The sequence below is a fragment of the Kitasatospora sp. NPDC058406 genome, from assembly GCF_042722765.1.
GTDB lineage: Bacteria > Actinomycetota > Actinomycetes > Streptomycetales > Streptomycetaceae > Kitasatospora.
Genome location: NZ_JBHXKE010000125.1, coordinates 1 through 19,566, shown reverse-complemented (window position 1 = coordinate 19,566; position 19,566 = coordinate 1). Strand labels below are relative to the sequence as shown.

Annotated in this window: 18 protein-coding genes and 1 pseudogene; 13 read left to right on the top strand and 6 right to left on the bottom strand. The window is 74.3% G+C overall.

The features are described 5' to 3' along the window. Positions 1-158: 158 nt before the first annotated feature. The gene (locus ACFWOG_RS23640; protein WP_329878967.1) at positions 159-599 is read left to right on the top strand and encodes a nitroreductase family deazaflavin-dependent oxidoreductase; all 441 of its coding nucleotides are present in this window, start codon (positions 159-161) and stop codon (positions 597-599) included. Positions 600-682: 83 nt separating this feature from the next. Then, the gene (locus ACFWOG_RS23635; RefSeq protein WP_380360799.1) at positions 683-1,438 is read left to right on the top strand and encodes a hypothetical protein; all 756 of its coding nucleotides are present in this window, start codon (positions 683-685) and stop codon (positions 1,436-1,438) included. Between the two features lie 68 nt (positions 1,439-1,506). Here the strand turns inward: ACFWOG_RS23635 and ACFWOG_RS23630 are convergent, their stop codons facing one another. From ACFWOG_RS23630 to ACFWOG_RS23620, 3 genes are all read right to left on the bottom strand, one after another. Then, positions 1,507-1,908 (bottom strand): hypothetical protein, encoded by a 402-nt coding sequence (locus tag ACFWOG_RS23630; protein WP_380360798.1) that lies wholly within the window; start codon positions 1,906-1,908, stop codon positions 1,507-1,509. Between the two features lie 38 nt (positions 1,909-1,946). Continuing rightward, entirely contained in the window at positions 1,947-2,195 is a 249-nt protein-coding gene (locus tag ACFWOG_RS23625; RefSeq protein WP_380360796.1) for a hypothetical protein, read from the bottom strand. 119 nt (positions 2,196-2,314) lie between these two features. Beyond that, positions 2,315-3,916: an MFS transporter gene (locus ACFWOG_RS23620; RefSeq protein WP_380360794.1), complete on the bottom strand. Its 1,602-nt coding sequence runs from the start codon at positions 3,914-3,916 to the stop codon at positions 2,315-2,317. A gap of 217 nt (positions 3,917-4,133) precedes the next feature. Between ACFWOG_RS23620 and ACFWOG_RS23615 the strand changes: the two genes are divergently transcribed. From ACFWOG_RS23615 to ACFWOG_RS23575, 9 genes are all read left to right on the top strand, one after another. After that, a complete protein-coding gene (locus ACFWOG_RS23615; RefSeq protein ID WP_329878972.1) occupies positions 4,134-4,835 on the top strand; it encodes a TetR family transcriptional regulator in 702 nt (233 codons plus the stop codon). A 140-nt stretch (positions 4,836-4,975) separates the two neighbouring features. Continuing rightward, complete coding sequence (locus tag ACFWOG_RS23610; protein WP_329951545.1) at positions 4,976-6,304, top strand: sensor histidine kinase; 1,329 nt, start codon at positions 4,976-4,978, stop codon at positions 6,302-6,304. Positions 6,305-6,336: 32 nt separating this feature from the next. Beyond that, entirely contained in the window at positions 6,337-7,011 is a 675-nt protein-coding gene (locus tag ACFWOG_RS23605) for a response regulator transcription factor (RefSeq protein WP_329878974.1), read from the top strand. A gap of 146 nt (positions 7,012-7,157) precedes the next feature. Continuing rightward, positions 7,158-8,351 carry an alpha/beta hydrolase gene (locus ACFWOG_RS23600; RefSeq protein WP_380360791.1) on the top strand — a complete coding sequence of 398 codons (1,194 nt, stop codon included), beginning with the start codon at positions 7,158-7,160 and terminating at the stop codon, positions 8,349-8,351. A gap of 144 nt (positions 8,352-8,495) precedes the next feature. Beyond that, on the top strand, positions 8,496-9,731 hold the full coding sequence (locus ACFWOG_RS23595; RefSeq protein ID WP_380360789.1) for an acyltransferase: 1,236 nt from the start codon (positions 8,496-8,498) through the stop codon (positions 9,729-9,731). 335 nt (positions 9,732-10,066) lie between these two features. Then, the gene (locus tag ACFWOG_RS23590) at positions 10,067-12,004 is read left to right on the top strand and encodes a galactose oxidase-like domain-containing protein (protein ID WP_380360787.1); all 1,938 of its coding nucleotides are present in this window, start codon (positions 10,067-10,069) and stop codon (positions 12,002-12,004) included. A 39-nt stretch (positions 12,005-12,043) separates the two neighbouring features. Further along, on the top strand, positions 12,044-14,389 hold the full coding sequence (locus tag ACFWOG_RS23585; protein WP_380360785.1) for a Dyp-type peroxidase: 2,346 nt from the start codon (positions 12,044-12,046) through the stop codon (positions 14,387-14,389). 95 nt (positions 14,390-14,484) lie between these two features. Continuing rightward, complete coding sequence (locus ACFWOG_RS23580) at positions 14,485-14,892, top strand: MmcQ/YjbR family DNA-binding protein (RefSeq protein ID WP_329878979.1); 408 nt, start codon at positions 14,485-14,487, stop codon at positions 14,890-14,892. 172 nt (positions 14,893-15,064) lie between these two features. Then, positions 15,065-16,276, top strand: coding sequence for an alpha/beta hydrolase (locus ACFWOG_RS23575; RefSeq protein WP_329951539.1), 1,212 nt, complete (start codon positions 15,065-15,067; stop codon positions 16,274-16,276). A 50-nt stretch (positions 16,277-16,326) separates the two neighbouring features. On the opposite strand, the gene ACFWOG_RS23570 is transcribed toward ACFWOG_RS23575, so the two are convergent. Further along, positions 16,327-17,304 carry a helix-turn-helix transcriptional regulator gene (locus tag ACFWOG_RS23570; protein WP_380360782.1) on the bottom strand — a complete coding sequence of 326 codons (978 nt, stop codon included), beginning with the start codon at positions 17,302-17,304 and terminating at the stop codon, positions 16,327-16,329. Positions 17,305-17,403: 99 nt separating this feature from the next. Here ACFWOG_RS23570 and ACFWOG_RS23565 point away from each other — a divergent pair, with 99 nt between their 5' ends. Next, positions 17,404-17,979, top strand: coding sequence for a TIGR03086 family metal-binding protein (locus ACFWOG_RS23565; protein ID WP_380360780.1), 576 nt, complete (start codon positions 17,404-17,406; stop codon positions 17,977-17,979). A gap of 93 nt (positions 17,980-18,072) precedes the next feature. Here the strand turns inward: ACFWOG_RS23565 and ACFWOG_RS23560 are convergent, their stop codons facing one another. Then, positions 18,073-18,534, bottom strand: coding sequence for a MerR family transcriptional regulator (locus tag ACFWOG_RS23560; RefSeq protein ID WP_380360778.1), 462 nt, complete (start codon positions 18,532-18,534; stop codon positions 18,073-18,075). A gap of 108 nt (positions 18,535-18,642) precedes the next feature. Here ACFWOG_RS23560 and ACFWOG_RS23555 point away from each other — a divergent pair, with 108 nt between their 5' ends. Beyond that, the gene (locus tag ACFWOG_RS23555) at positions 18,643-19,470 is read left to right on the top strand and encodes a serine hydrolase domain-containing protein (RefSeq protein WP_380360776.1); all 828 of its coding nucleotides are present in this window, start codon (positions 18,643-18,645) and stop codon (positions 19,468-19,470) included. Here ACFWOG_RS23555 and ACFWOG_RS23550 read toward each other — a convergent pair. Beyond that, positions 19,467-19,566 (bottom strand): annotated as a pseudogene (locus ACFWOG_RS23550) (IS481 family transposase); the annotation flags it as partial. The gene ACFWOG_RS23555 and the pseudogene ACFWOG_RS23550 sit on opposite strands and share 4 nt — an antisense overlap.

Below are 19,566 nucleotides of genomic sequence, written 5' to 3'. Positions count from 1 at the left end.
AGCGCGCCCCCCCGGCCCCGCGCCCGGCCCCCCCCCCCCCGTGGAGGCCCGGCCCTTCGCGCTTTCCGCGTGATGCCGGTCACATCCGCTTGAACCTCACACCGGTGTCAGCTCCTAGGCTCGTCACGACGAACCGGACCAGTCCAGGAGGGTCTCCGATGAACGCCGTCCACCCCGAGCCCGCCGCCGGCGGCAACGACTACAACCGCCAGGTGATCGACGAGTTCCGCACTTCGGCGGGTACGGTCGGCGGCGACTTCGCCGGCAAGAACCTGCTGCTGCTCACCACGCGCGGCCGGCAGAGCGGCGAGCCGCGCACCACCCCGCTGGTCTACCTGCGCGACGGCGGGCGGGTGGTCGTCTTCGCCCTGAACGGCGGCGCCCCCGCCGACCCGCTCTGGTACCGCAACCTCGCGGCCGCCCCCGAGGTCACGGTCGAACTCGGCGCCGACCGCTTCGCGGCGCACGCCGTCCCGGTCGATCCGGACGATCACGAGGACCTCTGGGCCCGGCAGATCTCCGTCGAACCGCTCTTCGCCGACTTCCGGGCCCGCACCAGCCGCACCGTCCCCCTGGTGGAGCTCCGCCCCGCCGCCTGAGTCCGGCCCCGGCTCCCTCTTAACCTTCCCGAGAGTCCCGCTTAAGGTGGGACCGCGGGAGGCAAGGGGAGGGGGCCGGTTCCGTGCGCACACCGAGGACGGGGGCCTTCCCCCTCGCGGTCCTGGTCGGGCTGACGGCGGGGGGCCTGGTCTGGCAGCTCTTACCGACCCCGGACGAACTCGGACGGCCGTCGGTGGCCCTGCCCGCCCCGGACCGGCCGCCGACCGGTCTGCTGCCCGTTCCCGTGCCTTCGCCGGCGCCCGCGCCCGGCCCCGGGTCCGTGCCCCTGCCGCAGGATCCGGCGGGCCCGGTGCTCCCGGTGGGCCCGGTGGAACAAGCGCCGGAGCCGCCCGGGTCCGACGGGGCCGGCAAGTCCGCCTCGACCGCCGCGCCCACCCGCCCGCTGAGCGCGGGCCTCGCCGGCGCGCCGGCCGCCGCAGCGACCGCGACGCCGCCCGCCGCCCTCCCGAACACCTCGCCAACCGCTCCGGCCCCGCAGGCGCCGCGGGTCCCCGCGGCACCGACCGCCCCTCCGGCACCCCCGCCGCCTCCGGAGGCCCCGGCCACGGAGCCCGACACCGGGGCCTCCGGTCCGGAGGAGGCGTTCACCGTCGAGTCCTCCCCCGGGGTTCCCCCGCCCGCGGCCGTCCTCCCCCCGCCCGCACCGGCCCCCGGGGGCGGCGGCCATCACCTGGCGCCCACCCCGCCGTCACTCGCCCCCGGCATCGCGCAGGTGCCCGAGGGCCAGGCCGAGGAGGAGTACTGGCGCGCCCAGGAGGAGGTCTGGGCGAAGGCCGAGGAGGCCTGGCGCCGGGCCGAGGCCGAACCGCCCTCCTGACCCCCGCCCCGGACACCCGAGCGGCCCCGGACTCGACGGAGTCCGGGGCCGCTCGTCGAAGGACGACGTCAGACGGTGATCACACGCGGCTCGTCGAGTCCGTCCACCTGGCCGGCCGCCTGGCACAGCTTGGGGATGTGCGAGGCGTCCGAGGTGACCAGCCGCACCGGAGGCTCGGACAGCGCGGCGGTGGCCACCACGAGCGCGTCTACCAGGCACTCGTGCCCGTCCAGCCCGGAGGTGTCGAGCAGTTCACCGGCCGCCTCGATCACCCGCTCCGACACCGGGGCGATCGTGTACCGGGCCAGGAGGAACCTCAGCCGCGCGCCGACTTTTCCCGAACGCCGTACCTCCAGGGGTGTGACGGCGCTGATGGCGACTCTGACCGAGGCCTGTTCGGCCATCTCGACCATGGTCTTGAGCCGACCGTCCCCATCCACGTGCAGCGACAGGCCCTGCGCGTCAAGCACCAGCGTTCCCTCACCCTGCGGAGTCACCTTCTCCCGCATCAAGCGCTGTCGCGCCATGCCGCCTCCGCCCACTCCCGGTCCTCTGCGCTCACTTCACCGTGGGCGCGGTCGGCCTCCACGATCTCACGGAGCTTGTCCATCGCAACCCTGTGCTCCAGCGCCGCCGCGACGTACGAGGAGAAGCCGTTCTTGCCCGTGCGCTGTTCCACCTCGGCGGCGAGATCGGCCGGGAGCGAGATCGACCGTCTGACGGCGAGGGGCGTTTCCGGAGTCAGTTCAGCAACCATGGGCGAAGGGTAACACCGCGCGTGTCAATAACTCAAAGTGTTCATGTGATCGCATGTAGTACACGTAAGCGACCCCGGGCTCGACGGAGTCCGGGGTCGCTCGGGCGTGCGGGGGTGGGTCAGATGTGCACGGCGGGGCCGGCGTCGGTGGAGCCGCGGCGGGTCAGGAGGCCCAGGAGCGCGGCGGCGAAGGCGACCACGGCCGCGACCGCGAAGGCGAGCGACATGCCGCTGACGAACGAGTCGTGGACGGCGCCGGCCATCGCGTCGACCGCCTGCTGGGGGGTGCCGGCCGGAGCGGGCGGGGCGATGCCGAGCTGGGCGGCCTGGTTGAGGCCCTCGGACTGGGCGGGGTCGACCGGGGGCAGCCCCGCCTTCGCCCAGTTGCCCGGCAGCACGTCGGTGACCTTGGCGGCCATCAGCGCGCCCAGCACCGCGGTGCCGAGACTTCCGCCGACCTGCATCGCGGACTGCTGGAGACCGCCGGCCACGCCGGAGAGCTCCATCGGGGCGTTGCCGACGATGACCTCGGTGGCGCCCACCATGACCGGACTGATGCCCAGGCCCATCAGGACGAACCAGAGCGCCATCGCACCGTTGCCGGAGCCCGCGTCCAGGGTGGACATGCCGATCATCGCGGTGGTGGTGATCAGCATGCCGGCCACGATCGGGATGCGCGGTCCGAGCTTGCCGATCGCCACGCCGGCCACCGGCGAACCGATGATCATCATGCCGGTCATCGGCAGCAGGTGGACGCCGGCCTCGACGGGCGACATGCCGTGCACGTTCTGCAGGTAGAAGGTGACGAAGAAGATCGCGCCGAAGAACGCGAAGGCCATCAGCACCATCAGCAGGGTGCCGGCCGACAGCGGCAGCGAGCGGAACAGGCTGAGCGGGATCAGCGGCTCCCGGGCCACCCGCTGCCAGAGCGCGAACAGCGTCATCAGCACGACGGCGCCACCCAGGAAGAGCACGGTGGAGAGGTCGCCCCAGCCCCACTCGGGGGCCTTGATGATGCCGAAGACCAGCGCGAACATCGCCACCGAGAGCAGCACGATGCCGGGGACGTCGAAGGACTTGGCGGCGTTCTCGGCGCGGACGTCCTTGAGGATCCACAGGCCGAGGGCCAGCGCGATCAGGCCGACCGGGATGTTGATGAAGAACACCGACTCCCAGTTGACGTGCTCGACCAGCAGGCCGCCGACGATCGGGCCGGCCGCGGTGGAGGCGCCGATCACCCCGCCCCAGATGCCGATGGCCATGTTGAGCTTCTCGGCCGGGAAGGCCCCGCGCAGCAGGCCGAGCGCGGCGGGCTGGAGCAGCGCGCCGAACAGGCCCTGGAGGACGCGGAACGCGATCACCGTCTGGATGTTCCCGGCGAATCCGATCGCCGCCGAGGTGGCGGCGAAGCCGACCGCGCCGACCAGGAAGGTGTTCTTGTGGCCGAACCGGTCACCGATCTTGCCGGCGGTGATCAGGAAGACCGCGAGGGCGAGCAGGTAACCGCTGGTGACCCACTGGATCTCGGAGGGGGCGGCCTTGAGGTCGGCCTGGATCACCGGGTTGGCGATCGCCACGATGGTGCCGTCCAGGGCGACCATCATCACGCCGACGGCGACGGTGAGCAGGGTCAGCCAGGGGTGCCCCTGGAGGCCCTTCCCGGCGGACGGCACGGGCGGCGGCGCGTCGGCCTTCGTGCTCTTGACGGCGGACTGGCTCATCTGGGCCCTCCGTGGGCTGGCTGGGGGCGGACGTGGGCGTGGCGCCCCGGCCCAACCCGTCCCCACGAGTGCCCGGCCCGACGGACGCCACTCCGGCAGATTATGTCAGCGACTGACATTCGGCAAACACTGACTTCTGGCTCCGGCTGACATTTGTCAGACCGATAGAGTTGGGCTTTACACCCCAGCCGCGTCACCGTCCGGAGGACACCCCGCCATGGCCGCTCAGCCCGCACTCCCCGCCACCGCCCCGGCCGGCCGGGCTCCCGGCGACCCGGAGCCGGAGCCCGGCCCGGGACTGCGCGAGCGCAAGAAACGGCGCACCCGGGACGCGCTGATCGAGGCGGCCCACCAGCTCTTCCTCAGCCAGGGCTTCGCCCGGACCACCGTCGACGAGATCGCCGCCGCCGTCGACGTCTCGCAGCGCACCTTCTTCCGGTACTTCGCCAACAAGGACGAGGTCGCCCTCGCCGTCCTCGCCGACGCCGAGGACTACTTCATCGACCGGCTCCGGAACCGCCCCGCCGACGAGAACCCGCTGCAGGCACTGCGCGCCGCGATCGTCGAGTCCTGGCGCGAGCTCGGCTCCCCGGACCGCACCGGACCCGGTTCGGTGACCAGCGCGCTGGAGCTGATCCGGATGATCGAGGACACCCCCACCCTGCTCGCCGCGCACCTGCGCCGGGTCACCGACCAGGAACGGGTGGTCACCCGGGTGATCGCCGAGCGCGAGAACCTCGACCCCGCCGAGGACCTGCGGCCCGCCGTGATGGCCGCCGTCTTCGGCAGCGTGCTGCGCGCCGCCCACCTGTCCTGGACCGCCGACCAGGAGGTGGACGGCCCGGAGGGCATGATCGCCCTGATCGGCCGCCACTTCGACCAGCTCGGCCCCGCCCTGGCCGGCGACTGGCGGCACTGAGGACCGGCCCCGGCCGCACCGGGTCGCACCGGGGTCGCACCTGGTCATACCGGGGTACTACTCCCGGCCCCGGCAGGGCCCGAAAGGTCTGCCCACGGTCCGACGACGGGCGGGTGGCGCGACTCCTAGGCTGGCCCGCGATGAAGACGCTCAGCAAGGCCTCCGCCCGGGCCCACGCCCTCCGCCTGCTCGGAACGCTCCGGCACAACCTCAGCACGCCCACCGGCGGGCACACCCCCCTGCTCGGGGACTCCCCGCGCGCCTGGGTGCGACGGCTGCCGTACGTGGTCGCCCTCCTCCTCCAGACCTCGCTGATCCCCACCGGCATCACCGTCCTGACCGGCTCCTACGACCTGGTCCTGCCCGTCGCCGCCGCACTCACCGTCGCCCAGACCGCCCCGCTGGTGCTGGCGGTCGCCCGGCCGCTGCCCGCCTGGTGGATCAGCGCGGGCGCCCTCGTCGCCACCGCCGCCGTCACCGCGCGCCACGACCACACCGGCGGCACCTGGCCGTGGACGGCGCCGATGATCCTGGCCTACCTCTTCCTGCTGATCGCGCTCGCCCTGCGGGAGAGCCGGGCCACCCTGGTCTCGGTCTGGGTCGCCACCGTGCTGCTCACCGGCCTCACCCTCACCCTCGGCCTGCCGCGCGGCGGCGACGGCACCACCGTGCTGCTGGTCGCGCTCAGCGGCGCCGTCCTGCTGCTCGGCTGGTCGGTCCGGGACCGGGCCGAGGCCCGGCGGCTGCTCGTCGTGCAGGAGCACATCAGCGAGGCCGAACGCGAACGGCGGACCCTGCTGGAGGAGCGCGCCCGGATCGCCCGGGAGCTGCACGACGTGGTCGCCCACCACATGTCGGTGATCGCCGTGCAGGCGGCCAGCGCGCCGTACCGGATACCCGGCGTACCGGCCGACGCCGCCGAGGAGTTCACCGCGATCGCCGGCACCGCGCGCGAGTCGCTGGCGGAGATGCGACGGCTGCTCGGCGTGCTGCGCAGCGAGGATTCGGGCGCCGAGAGGGCGCCGCAGCCGGGTGTCGGTCAGCTCGTCCAGCTGGTCGAGACGGTCCGCCGGGCGGGGGTGGCGGCCGAGCTGACGGTCGACCCGGAACTGGCCGACGCGCTGCCGCCCGCCGTCGACCTCTCCGTCTACCGGATCGTCCAGGAGGCACTGGCCAACGTGGTCCGGCACGCCCCGGGCGCCGGCGCCTGGGTCTCGCTGACCGCCACGGACGCGTCCCTGCTGGTCACGGTGGTGAACGCGGCCCCGCCCGAGCGGGCGGAGTCGCTGGAGGCCTCGGTCGAGGGCACCGGCCAGGGACTGGTCGGGATGCGCGAGCGGGTCCGGCTGCTGGACGGCCGGCTGGACACCGGGCCGCTGCCGGACGGCGGCTTCAAGGTGGCCGCCGTCCTGCCGCTCGACGGCCTGACGGATACTCGGTCCGCCGGCACTGCGCCGGCCCAGCCGTAGGACCGGCTGCACGACGACCGGAAGAGCACCGCATGACCATCCGCGTGATCATCGTCGACGACCAGGCGATGGTGCGGGCGGGTTTCGCCGCCCTGCTCAACGCCCAGAGCGACATCGACGTGGTGGGCGACGCGGCGGACGGCGCGCAGGCCCTGGAGGTGACCGGCCGGACCCATCCCGACGTGGTGCTGATGGACGTCCGGATGCCCGTGATGGACGGGCTGGAGGCGGCCCGCCGGCTGCTCGCCCCGGCCGTGCCCGGCGCGCACCGCCCGAAGGTCCTGATGCTCACCACCTTCGACGTCGACGACTACGTCTACGAGGCGCTGCGGGCCGGGGCGAGCGGCTTCCTGCTGAAGGACGCGCCCCCGGCCGACCTGATCGCGGCCGTCCGGGTGGTCGCGGCCGGCGAGGCACTGCTCGCCCCCTCGGTGACCCGGCGGCTGATCGAGGACTTCGCCCGGACCAGGCCGGCCAAGCGCCGCGACCCGAAGCTGCGGCTCAACGGACTGACCCCGCGTGAGACCGAGGTACTGGAGCTGATCGCCCGCGGCCTCTCCAACCAGGAGATCGCCGCCCGGCTGGTGCTCGCCGAACAGACCGTCAAGACCCACATCGGCCGCATCCTGGCCAAGCTCGACCTGCGCGACCGCGCCCAGGCGGTCGTCCTCGCCTACGAGTCCGGCCTGGTGACGCCCGGCCAGTAGGGTCCGCCCCCGCCCCCGTGGTGGGGAAAACCTCAGTGATACCCGGGTAGCACCCGGGAGTTGGCCCTGCGGAGTGACGTCCGCAGGGCCGTCGCGTTCCTACCGTCCTCCCCGTCGACGTCGAACGGACGAGGGAGAGAACGGACATGCGGCAGCAGCCAAGCCAGCAGCCCGGCCAGGGGCGTACCCGGCAGCGCGCCGAGCGGAGGCCCCGGCGGATCCGGCGGACGGTCGCCGCCGCCGGGCTGGCACTGGCCGCCGTCCTCGGCGCGGGCGGCTGGGCCGCCGCCGACGGCCAGCAGGCCGTGACCGGCCCCCCGCCCGGCACCGCCGCCTGGGTCGCGGACACCACGCTCGGGCTCCGGCTGCCCGACCCGGCCACCGCCGCCCCGGCCGAGGTGGCCGCCTTCTTCGGCCGGCTGCCGGCCGCGGCCCGGGAGTCGCTGGCCGTCCGCCACCCGCTGGTGCTCGGCAACCTGGACGGCGCGCCGGTCCGGCTCCGCTACCGGGCCAACGAGGCGGCGCTCGCCGAGGAACTCGGGCGTGAACTGGCCCGCGCCACCGACCCGTCGCTCACCCCGCAGGACCACACCGCCGCCCGGGAGCGCGCCGCGCGGTACCGCACGCTGCTCGACGGGGTGCGGGACGGCGGCCGCCGGTTCCTCGCCTTCGACCCGCGCGGCCGGGGCCAGATCGCCGAGGTGTACGGCGACCTGGCCACCGCCCGCCGGACGGCGGTCGTCGTCCCCGGCTCCGACATCGACCTGCGCACCTTCGACCGCGCCGGTGACCCGTACGGAACCCCGGCCGGCATGGCCCGCGCGCTGCACGGGGCGACCGGCGGGGGTACGGCCGTGATCGCCTGGGCCGGCTACACCACTCCGGTCGGGGTGGGCCCGGACGCCGCCACCGAGACGCTGGCCGAGGCCGGCGCCGGGCGGCTGGGCCGGCTGCTCGACGGACTCGCCGTCACCACCCGCCCGGACGCGCCGGCCACGGTGTTCTGCCACAGCTACGGCTCGGTGGTCTGCGGGCTGGCCCGGCCGGGCCCGGAACAGGCCTCGGGGGTGGTGGTCCTCGCCTCGCCGGGCCTGGGGGTCGACTCGGCCGCCGACCTCGACCCGCGGGTGCCGCTCTGGGCGGTCGAGCGGAACGACTCGGACTGGATCGGCCACGTGCCCTACGTCCGGTTCCTCGGTCTCGGTCACGGCGCCGATCCGACCGGGCCGGAATTCGGCGCCCGCCCGCTGCCGGCCACCGGCGCACACGGCCACACCGGCTACTTCGCGCCGGGCACCGCCTCGCTGGCCGCCTTCACCGCCGTCGCACTCGGCCGCTGACCCGGGCCGACCGCACCCGGCCGACCGCACCGGCCGCCGACCCCGGCCGCCGCCCGCACGTGCAACCGCACCGCCGCCGCCCGCACCCGGGCCGCCCCGCCGCCACCCCGCCCCTTCGCCACACCCGCGAACGGAGACCCCGTCATGCCCAGCCCGCTCACCGCCCTGCGCCGGGCCGCCCACCAGGTGGACACCCGCACCCCCGAGACCCGCGACCGCGCCCTCGACGGCCTGCGCGCCCTCGCCCTGCTCGCCGTACCGGTCGGCCACTGGCTGCTCGGCGGCTTCACCCTCTCCTCCGACGGCGCGCTGCACAACGCCAGCCCGCTCTCCTCCCCCGCGCTCGGGTTCTTCGCACCGGCCAGCTGGATGCTCCAGATGCTCGGCGTGTTCTTCCTGGTCGGCGGCCACTCCGCGGTGCACTCGCTGGAGCGGGCCCGCGCCAAGGGCGTGGGCAACGCCCGCTGGCTGCGCGGCCGGGCCGTCCGGCTGCTCCGCCCGGTGCTCGGGGTGACGGCCGTCTGGGCGCTGCTGATCCCGGTGCTGCGGCACCTCGGCGTCCCCGCCGACACCGTCCGGACCGGGTCGACGCTGGTGGTGCAGCCCCTCTGGTACATCGGCGTCTACCTGGGCCTGACCGCGCTCACCCCGCTCTGCGTGGCCGCCGCCCGGCGGCTGGGCGGCTGGTCGGCGGGCGTCCTCCTGGCCGCCGTCGCCGTGGTCGACGTGCTCCGGTACGGGCCGTGGGCCGAGGCGGTGCCGTCCTGGGTCGGGCTGCTGAACATCCTGCCGGGCTGGCTCTTCGGCTACCAGCTCGGCGTGCTCTGGGCGCGCGTCCGGCTGGGCCGTCCGGCCGGCCGTCTGCTGCTGCTCGGCGGCGGCGCGCTGTTCGCCGCGCTGCTGCTGTTCTGGCACTACCCGGCCAGCATGGTCGGGGTGCCGGGCGCCGAGCGGACCAACTCCCACCCGCCGTCCCTGCTGGTGCTGGCGCTGGCCTCGGTGCAGTGCGGCGCCGCGGTGCTGCTGCGCGAGCGGCTCGGCCGGCTGCTGACCCGGCGTCCGCTGCTCTGGCTGCCGGTGGTGGCGGTCAACCTGTCGGCGATGACGATCTTCTGCTGGCACCAGAGCGCCATGCTGGCCGTCGCGGTGCCCGGCGCGGCCGTCCTGGGCGAGGTGCCGGGGCTGACCGTGGCGCCGGACTCGCTCGGCTGGGTGGCCGTCAGGCTGGCGCTGCTGCCGCTGTTCGGGGCCGCGTTGATCGGGATCGGGTGGTTCACCCGGCGGTTCGACGGACCGTGGACGGCCTTCTCCCGGCCCGTCAAGGCGGTGGCCGGAGCAGGGGCGGCGTTCTTCGCCGCGTACGCGCTGGGCGTGGTCTGAACGCCCCGGCGGTCGGAGCGAGGGCGGGGCGTGGGCCGGTGCGGTCCACGCCCCGCTCGTGTGCCCGCCACCGCGCCGGACCGGTCGTTCCACGCCGTCCGGTGCCGCCCCGCACCGGCCCGCTCCGCCCGCAGCCGACGCGCCGTCACCCACTTGCGACACGCACACGCCGAACGCAGTGCATCCGCATGCGAACCACCACGCACTGTGATGTTCTGTGACGGTCGGCGACCATTCGTGCGCCCGCGACCGCCACGGCCGTCCCCCCGCGCCGTTCGCCCCCGATGCCCCGATGTCCCCCTCACTCCTTACCTCCCACGTTTTCGAGGAGTTCCATGTCCCTGTCCCTGCCGCGGCCCACCGGCCGGCCGCGGACCCGCCGGCGGCACTCCGCCGTCGTCGCCACCGCCGTGGTCTGCGCGCTGACCACCGGCACCGTCCTGACCGCCGCCGGCCCGGCCGCCGCCCTGGTCGGCACCCACGGCTCCGGCCACCACGACCCGGCCGGCGCCGACGCCCCGGCCAGTACCGCCCCGCGCATCACCGACCCCCGCGTGCAGGCCGAACTGCGGGACGACGAGGTCGCCGCGCTCGGCCAGGAGCACGCCGAGGAGCACGCCGGTGCGCGGGCGGCCATGCGCGGCGTCGGCGAGTACCCGCAGACCACCCGCACCAACCGGCTCAAGGCCCTGACGGACTCCCAGGCAACCCTCAACGCCGCCTTCGACCCGGCCGTCTTCGGCGCGTTCAAGGCGTACTTCCCGTCCCCCGACTTCGCCGCCCACATCGCCATGCTGCCGACCGGCAAGGTGCTGCTGTTCTCCTTCGAACGGATCGAGACCAACCCGGAGAAGGAACCCGCCCCCACCCAGACCATCGGCAAGGAGAACGCCGGGCGCGCCTACCTCTGGGACCCGGCCAAGGGCTCCGGCGCCGATTCGTTCACCAAGGTCACCCCGCCGGTGATCGACATGCCGGACGGCCTCGGCGAGCTGCGCCCGGCGCCGTTCTTCTGCGCCGGCCACTCCTTCCTCCCCAACGGCATGCTCGGCGTCTTCGGCGGCAACCTCGGCGGGAACGGCGGCACCGGCGCCAAGCTGTCGCTGATCTTCGACCCCTGGACCGAGACCTGGACCCGCAACCCCGACATGTCGGTCGGCCGCTGGTACCCGTCGGTGGTCACCGGCGCGGACGGCCGGCAGCTGATCATGTCCGGCCAGTCCGAGCTGGGCTGGGGCACCCCGACACCGGTGGTCGAGCGGTTCCCGGCCAAGTCCTACCCGGTGCCCTCCCTCAAGACCGACACCCCGAGGAACACCCCGGTCGACCGCTTCAAGGCCGACGCCCCGTTCAGCCTGGACTACCCGCACCTGTTCTCGCTGCGCGACGGCAACGTCTACGCCTTCGGCCGCCACCCGGACGAGCAGTGGGTCTTCGACCCGGTCAACGAGACCCGCCGCGACCTCCTCGCCCGCCCGGACGGCCGCAAGCGCGGCTACGGCTCGGCCGTCCCCCTCCCCGGCGGCCCCAACGGCCCGGAGGCCACGCTGTTCCTCGGCGGCGACCGGGACAACCCGAGCACCCTGCGCTTCTCCAACGGCAACTGGACCGCCGAGAAGTCCCGCGCCTTCGGCCGCACCCAGGACGACACCCTGCTGCTCCCCAACGGCACGCTGCTGACGGTCAACGGCGCCTACGACATCCGCGACTACGGCAACGGCCCGTACAACCCGAACGCCGACCTCAAGTACCGGCAGACGGAGCTGCGCGACGCCCAGGGCAACTGGAAGCTCGGCCCGGTCCAGCGGCTGCCGCGCGGCTACCACTCCAACGCCGTGGTGCTCCCGGACGGCCGCATCATGGTGACCGGCGACGAGCTCCAGCAGCTCGCCAACGACCCGGACATCACGGACAACATGAACGGCAGCATCGAGATCTACGAGCCCGCCTACCTCCACCAGGGCAACCGTCCGTCGATCGACCGGGCCCCGACCACGGCGGTCGGCTACGACAAGAACTTCCTCGTCACCACCACCACGCCCGGACTCGTCTCCAAGGCCGTGCTGCTCTCGCCCACCACCGCGACCCACTCGGTCAACACCAGCCAGCGCCACCTCGAACTGCGGGTCACCAGCCGGGCCGGCAACCGTCTGGAGCTCCAGGCCCCGCCGGACGCCAAGGCGGCGCCGCCCGGCTGGTACATGCTCTTCCTGCTCAACGACCAGGGCGTGCCCTCCGTCGCCAAGTGGGTGCAGCTCAGCTCCTCGGCCTGACCCGACGACCTCCCACGCGCGACGAGGAGAACAACCCCCATGACCACGGCAACGGATCTGAGACTCCGCGAGAGCGACGAGATCCAGGGCGACATCGTCGCCGGCTTCAAGAAGGACAACGTCACCCTGCTGTTCCTCAAGTTCGAGGACGCCGCCCGGGCCCGCGACTGGCTGCGCCGGCTCGCCCCGCAGATCGCCACCACCCGCCAGGTCGCCGGCTTCAACGCGGCCTTCAGCGAGGCCCGCAAGTCCTCGGGCGGCGACGACCCCCGGACGCTCCGGGCCACCTGGCTGGGCCTCAGCCTGACCTACGAGGGCATGCGTCAGCTCTCCGCGACCGACCCGTTCCCGCAGGGAGCGCCGCCCGGCACCGGCCTGGAGGCGTTCAAGGAGGGCTCGGCCAAGCGGGCCGGCGCGCTCGGCGACACCGGCGACAACTCCCCGGAGAACTGGCTGTTCGGGAACGGGAAGAGCCAGCCGGTGCACGCGGTGCTGACGATCGCCTCGGACACCGAGGAGGACCTGAGGACCACCGTCGAGGCGCAGCGCGAGGCCGCCGCCACCGACCGGATCGTGATCGTGTTCCAGCAGAACGCCCAGACCCTGAAGGGCAGCCGCCGCGGCAAGGAGCACTTCGGTTTCAAGGACGGCATCAGCGAGCCCGGCGTCCGCTTCTTCGACCAGCCCGACCCGAACCGGCCCGAGGAGGTCCAGGGACACCCGGGCACCCGGATCGTCCCGGCCGGCGAGTTCGTCGTCGGCGAGCAGCCGGCCCCCGGCAGCGCCACCGAGTTCCCCGAGTGGGCCCGCAACGGCTCCTTCCAGGTGGTCCGCCGGCTGTCCCAGGACGTGCCCGGCTGGTGGGCCCAGGTCTCGGTCAAGCTGAAGGAGCTCAAGCAGGCCAAGGCCGTCCCGGAGTCCGCCACCGCCGAGTGGCTGGCCGCCCGGCTGGTCGGCCGCTGGCGCTCCGGCGCGCCGGTCTGCAAGCACCAGGACCGGGACGTCCCGAACGACCCGGCGGCCTCGTCCGACAACGACTTCGACTTCCGGGACGACCTGGAGGGCCTGGCCACCCCGCTCTTCTCCCACCTGCGCAAGACCAGCCCGCGGGCCGGCCTGCAGGCGCCCGACCCGAGCGTGCCGCCGCTCGACGCCCGGGACCTGGACGGCCGGCGGATCATCCGGCGCGGCGCGCCGTACGGGTACCCGTTCGACCCGGCCTCCGAGGGCCCGGGCGGTCCGGACGACCCGCGCGGCCTGCTCTTCGTCTGCTACCAGGCCGACATCGCCCGGCAGTTCGAGTTCATCCAGGCCGACTGGATGGACCAGCCGGACTTCCCGCCCGGCCGCCACCCGGAGCCCGGCAAGGACCCGGTGACCCAGCAGGCCGACCAGGTCGACTTCGAGAGCCGCGGCTCGGACGGCGCGGTCAGGCACACGCCCCTGAGCTTCCAGCAGTTCGTCCAGACCCAGGGTTCGGTCTACGCCTTCGCGCCGTCGATCAGCACCCTGAAGGCGCTCTGCGACGGGCGGCTCACCGGCCAGGGCAGCACCCAGGGCCAGCAGGGCCAGAACCAGGGCGGCACCCAGACCCAGTACCAGCAGGGCCAGCAGGGCGGCCAGACCTCCCCGCAGTCCGGCCGGGCCTACCCGTGCGACGAGATCGTCGCCGTCCCGGACCGGTGGCGGCGCGGCGGGCAGAGCGAGTTCTGGGTCTGCCACGGCGACCGGTACCGGAAGATCTCGGTCTCCGACGGCACCGGCGCCGACCGGGTGGTCAAGGGCGACGGACGGCTGAGCGGCCACTCCTGTCTCCAGGGCATCGCCCGGCTCGACTGCGTGCTGCCGATGCCCGACCTGCAGAACCCCGGCGGCAAGAGCTGGTACTGGGTGTTCCACAGCAGCGGCGGACGCCAGCAGTACCGGGCCGTCTCGCTCACCTGCGGCAGCACCCACGCCGGCACGCTGGAGCGGCCGGACCGCGACCTCACCTCCTGGGGCTCGCTGAAGGGCGTCGGCCAGGTCGACTGCTTCCTCCCGGTGCCCGACCAGCAGCGGGTCAGCGGGAAGAGCTGGTACTGGGTGTTCCACACCACCGGCGGGCGCCAGCAGTACCGGCTGATCTCGGTGGCCGACGGCGCCGCGCACACCGACGTGCTGGAGCGCACCGACCGCGAACTCTCCCAGTGGGGCTCGCTGAACGGCGTCGGCAAGGTGGACTGCTTCCTCCCGGTGCCCGACCAGCAGCGGGTCGGCGGCAAGAGCGAGTACTGGGTGTTCCACGGCGACACCTACCGCCGGATCTCGGTGGCCGACGGCAGCGGCCACCCGGACCGCCTGGTCGGCGGCGACCGTTCCTGCTCCGGCTGGAACTCGCTGAGCTGACCCGGGCCGCCCCTCCCGGGCGGCCGTCCCGTCCGCCCCCGCCGCCCACCCGGCGCCGGGGGCGGACTGTCGCACCCCTGCCCTACTCTGCGGCCATGGTGACCTTCGACGAGTTCCGGGCGATGGCCCTCGCCCTGCCGCAGGCGACGCAGCAGCCCACGTGGGAGACCGAGACCCTCCGGGTGGACTCGAAGATCTTCGCGATGGGCTCCCCGGACGGCGACTCCGTCACCGTCAAGGCCTCCCGGGAGGACCAGGCCGAGCTGCTCGCCGCCGAGCCGGAGGTCTTCTCCAGCGCCCCGTACGTCGGGCGGCACGGCTGGGTGAGCGTCCGGCTGGACCTGGTCGACCGGGACGAGCTGCGGGACCTGCTGACCGAGGCCTGGCGGCGCGCCGCGCCCAAGCGGCTGGTCCGGGAGTTCGGCGCCGGGCCGGAGTCCGGGCCGGCGGAGCCGGCGCGGGCGAAGGGGAGGCCGAAGTCGACGGGCGGAGGCGACGCATAGCCTGAACGAGTGACGCCCGTCCGGTCATCTCCGGTTCATGTGATCCATCCCACAGTTTAAGGTGCACCCACTCCTCTCCCGGGCCCCTAGGCTTGCGCTGGAAGTTGGCAGTCGTACCACCCTTCGGGCCCCGCCCGCGGATCGGTGACGGGACTCTCAGGGAGTTGAGGCGATGCGCCGTCGGCGGTGGAAGCATGTCCTGATCGGTGCCTTCGCGGGCTGCGCGGTACTCGCCGACGCGGGCGCGGCGGCAGCGCAAGCCGCTGCCGCCACCGAACAGTTGGCCATCTCCACACCACCGGCCGGCAGTCTCGCCTGGGTCGAGGACCACTCCTACGGGCACGACCTCCCCGACCCGGCCACCACCACTGCGGCCACCGCGGCCGAGTTCTTCGCCGGGCTCGGCCAGGCCGAGCTGAACCGGCTGGTCGCGGCGTACCCGCTGGTGGTCGGCAACTTCGACGGCGCCCCGCTCGCCCTGCGCTACCGGGCCAACCGGGTGGCACTGGCCGCCGAGCGCGACCGTGCCCGGGCCCGCGCCGCCGACCCGGACCTCGACTCCGACCTGCACGCGCTGGCGGTCTCCCGCGCCAACGACGTCGAGAGCCTGCTCGCCCCCGAGCGGCAGATCCTCGCCTTCGACCCGCGCGGCCGCGGCCTGCTGACCGAGGTCTGGGGCGACCTCGCCTCGGCCGACCGGGTCTCGGTGATCGTCCCCGGCTCGGACGCCGACCTCGGCCACTTCGACCAGGCGGTCGAGCCGCTCCGCTCCCCCGCCGGGATGGCCCGCGCGCTGTACGCGGAGGAGCACCGGCAGTCCCCGGGCGCCCGGACCGCGGTGGTCGCGTGGACCGGTTACGTCACGCCGTCCGGCCTCGGCCCGGACGCCGTCACCTCCCGGCTCGCCGACGTCGGGGCGCCGCGACTGCGGCGACTGCTCGCCGGGCTCCGGGAGACGACCCGGCCGCAGGCCCCGCCCGCGCTGTTCTGCCACTCCTACGGATCGGTGGTCTGCGGCACCGCCGCGCCCGACATCCCCCGGGCCGCCGCCTCACCCTCCGACACCTCCGGGATCACCGACGTCGTGGTGTTCGGCTCCCCCGGCATGGGTGTGGAGAGCACCTCGGAGCTGGGCGCCGGAGTGCACGTCTGGGCCACCCGCAACGAGAGCGACTGGATCGGCAACGTGCCGTACCTGGAGTTCGGCGGGCTCGGCCACGGCGCCGACCCGACCTCGGCGGACTTCGGCTCCGAGCACGTGTCCTCGGCCCGCTCCGCCGGTCACAACGGCTACTTCACCCCCGACACCGACAGCCTGCACAACTTCGCGGCCGTCGCGCTCGGCGACTACCAGAACGTGGTCCGCCCGACGGCCGGCGCCTGACGGCGGTCGGGGTGATCGCGGCCGGCGGGACGATCGCGGCCACGGGTCCGTCAGCGCGCGTCCACGTAGAGCCGGACCGCTTCCGCGGCCGCCCTCGCCATCTCCCGGCGGGCGGCCGGCGGGGAGAGCACCTCGGCGTCCGCGCCGAAGGCGAGCAGCGCACGGACGGCCGGCAGCGACTGGAAGCCCAGCCCGAGCTCGACCCAGTCCTCCGGCGCCCCGCCGCCGGACTCGGGCGGCGGGGCGGCCAGCCGCCCGCCGTGGATCCGGACGAACATGTCCAGCCGCGCGCGCCGCACCCGCACCGCGACCTTCACCTCCTTGGGCAGCCGCTCCACCTGCTCCCGCAGCACGCCCCAGACGTCGCCCAGGCCCAGCCCCGGACGGCGGCGCGCCGGCTCCTCGGAGGTCTCGGCGTACAGCACCCGGTCGGCCCGGAACAGCCGCGGCTCGCCCTGCAGATCGGCCACCAGGTACCAGACCGCGGCCTTGCTGACCAGGCCGTACGGGTCGACGGTGTACTCCACCGGCCCGGGGGTGCCGCTGTGCCGGTAGCGCAGCCGCAACCGGCGGTCGGCGAAGACGGCGTACTGCAGCTCGCCGAGATCGGGCCCGGGCGGGGCGCCGGCCTGCAGCCAGCGCGCCGGGTCGACCAGGATGCGTTCGCTGATCCGCTCGGCGCCCGGGCGGTGCGGGGCGGGCAGTGCGGCCATCACCTTGCGCAGGGCCGAACCGAGCGCGCCGTCCAGCCCGAGATCGCTGTGCGCACCCTGGGCGGACAGCACGAACAGGGCACGCGCCTCGTCGGCGGTCAGTCCGCTGACGTCGGTGCGGTAGCCGGGCAGCAGGCTGACGCCGCCGTGCCGGCCGCGCTCGGTGTAGACGGGGACGCCGGCCGTGGAGAGCGCCTCGACGTCGCGGTAGATGGTGCGGACCGACACCTCCAGCCGTTCGGCCAGTTCGGTGGCGGGCACCCGGCCGCGGGTCTGGAGCAGCAGCAGGATCGAGAGCAGGCGGTCGGCCTTCATGGCACGAGGATCGCAGAAATCCTGACGCCGGATGTCAGGTTTTACCGGGAGATTGCCTTCGAGACGAAGAACCCTCCGTACCGATGGAGTTGATCCCGCATGGACACCACCCAGGACCCGCGCCCGCTGTACCTGCTCGCCCTCGGTCAGTTGGAGAAGCTGATCGCCGAAGCCGGCCCGGAGACGCTCGACCGGCCCACCCCGTGCACCGAGTACGACCTGCGGACCCTGCTCGGCCACGTGGTCGGCGGTATCCACCGGTTCGCCTACCTCGGTGAGGGCGGGCGGTCCGAGGACGTCGCGGCGATGACCGGCGACCTGGCCGACGACGCCTGGCCGGCCGCCCTCGACCGGGCCCGGACCCGGGCGACCGCCGCGTGGGCCGAGGACGCCCGGCTGGACCGCCCGACCGCCGCGCCGTGGGGCGAGGTCCCGGGCCGGGCCGCGGTGGGCGGCTACATCCTGGAGACCGTCACCCACAGCTGGGACATCTCCCGGGCGCTCGGCAGCACCGTCCCGCTGGACGAGCGGCTGGCCGAGACCGCCCTGGAGATCGCCGAGGCCGTACTGCCGACCGGCCCGCGCGAGGGCGCCCCGTTCGGCCCGGACCTCCCCGCCCCGGCCGACGCCGATCCCTACACCCGCCTCGCGGCCTTCCTCGGCCGCGAGGTCTGAGCCGCCACCCGCGCCGCCACCCGCCCCGGCGCAGCTGAACCGGCGTACCCCGGGCCGACGGGCCCGGCCGAACGCCGGCCCGCCGGGCCCGGGCTACCGAGCGGGGCCGCTCCCGGCGATCCGCCCGGCGTACAGGTCGATCTTGTGGTCGAGCACGGCCAGGGTCGCGTGCAGGTCCGCGACCTGCTGCCGCACCTCCTCCCGGTGGGCGAGCAGCAGGTCGCGCCGGTCCTCCAGGGTCCGGTCGCCCTCGCGGGCCAGCTCCACGTACCGCAGCATGTCGGCCACCGTCATGCCGGTCAGCCGCAGCCGGCCCAGGAAGGCCAGCCGGTGCAGGTCGGCGTCGTGGTAGCGGCGCTGCCCGGAGGCGGACCGGTCCACCGGGTCCAGCAGGCCGATCCGCTCGTACCAGCGCAGGGTGTGGGCGGTCAGCCCGCTGGCCGCCGCCACCTCGCCGATGGTGTGCCGGGGCGTCCGGTCCGGCTCCCCGACCGGCGTGCGGAAGACGTCGGAGCAGGTGCGCGGATCGAGGTCGATCGGTGCGGGCACGGCCATGGTGGAACCCCCGGTGGCGGACGGTGCCGTCGGCGCCGACGGCCTGGACTGCACTCCGGCCAAGCCTGCCATCCCGGCGGCCCGGGCCTCCCCGTTAGAGTCGGGCCCATGGAGAGCTTGCGGAAGATCGAGGACTGGCCGGTGCCGAACGCGGCGGCGGCCGTGGTGCGGGGCGGGGACGGCGCGGTACTGGGCACGTACGGGCCGCAGGACCACCTGTTCCCGCTGGCGTCGGTGACCAAGCTGCTCACCTCGTACGCCGTGCTGGTCGCCGTCGAGGAGGGCGTCTTCGAGCTGGACGACCCGGCCGGGCCGGAGGGCTCGACCGTGCGTCACCTGCTGGCCCACACCTCGGGCCTGGCCTTCGACGAGCACAAGGTGATGGCCGAGCCCGGCAACCGCCGGCTCTACTCCAACGCCGGCTTCGACGTCCTGGCGCAGGCCCTCCAGCAGGCCGCCGGCATCGACTTCGGCCGGTACGCCGCGGAGGCCCTCTTCGAGCCGCTCGGCATGCGCTCGACGCTGATCAACACCGCCCACCGGGCGCCGGCCGGCGCCGGCGGGCTCTCCACCGCCGCCGACCTGGCCCTGTTCGCCGCCGAGCTCCAGTCGCCCAAGCTGCTGGACCCGTCCACGCTGGCCGCCGCCACCCGTGAGGTCGCCTTCCCGGGGACCAGCGGCGTGCTGCCCGGCTTCGGGCACCGGCGTCCGAACGACTGGGGCCTGGGCTTCGAGATCCGCGACGGCAAGGCCCCGCACTGGACCGGCACCGCCAACTCCCCGGCCACTTTCGGCCACTTCGGGCAGTCCGGCACCTTCCTCTGGGTCGACCCGGAGGCCGGCGTCTCCTGCCTCGCGCTCACCGACCGGGACTTCGGGCCGTGGGCCGCCGAGGTCTGGCCGGTGCTCAGCGACGCGGTGCTCGCCGAGCTCTAGGTGTTCTGACCCATGAGGTTGGGAACGCGGCTGGCGGGTGGCTTGCCTGCGAGTGCGGTGTGTCCGCGGTGGTGATTGTAGGTGTGGAGCCAGTCG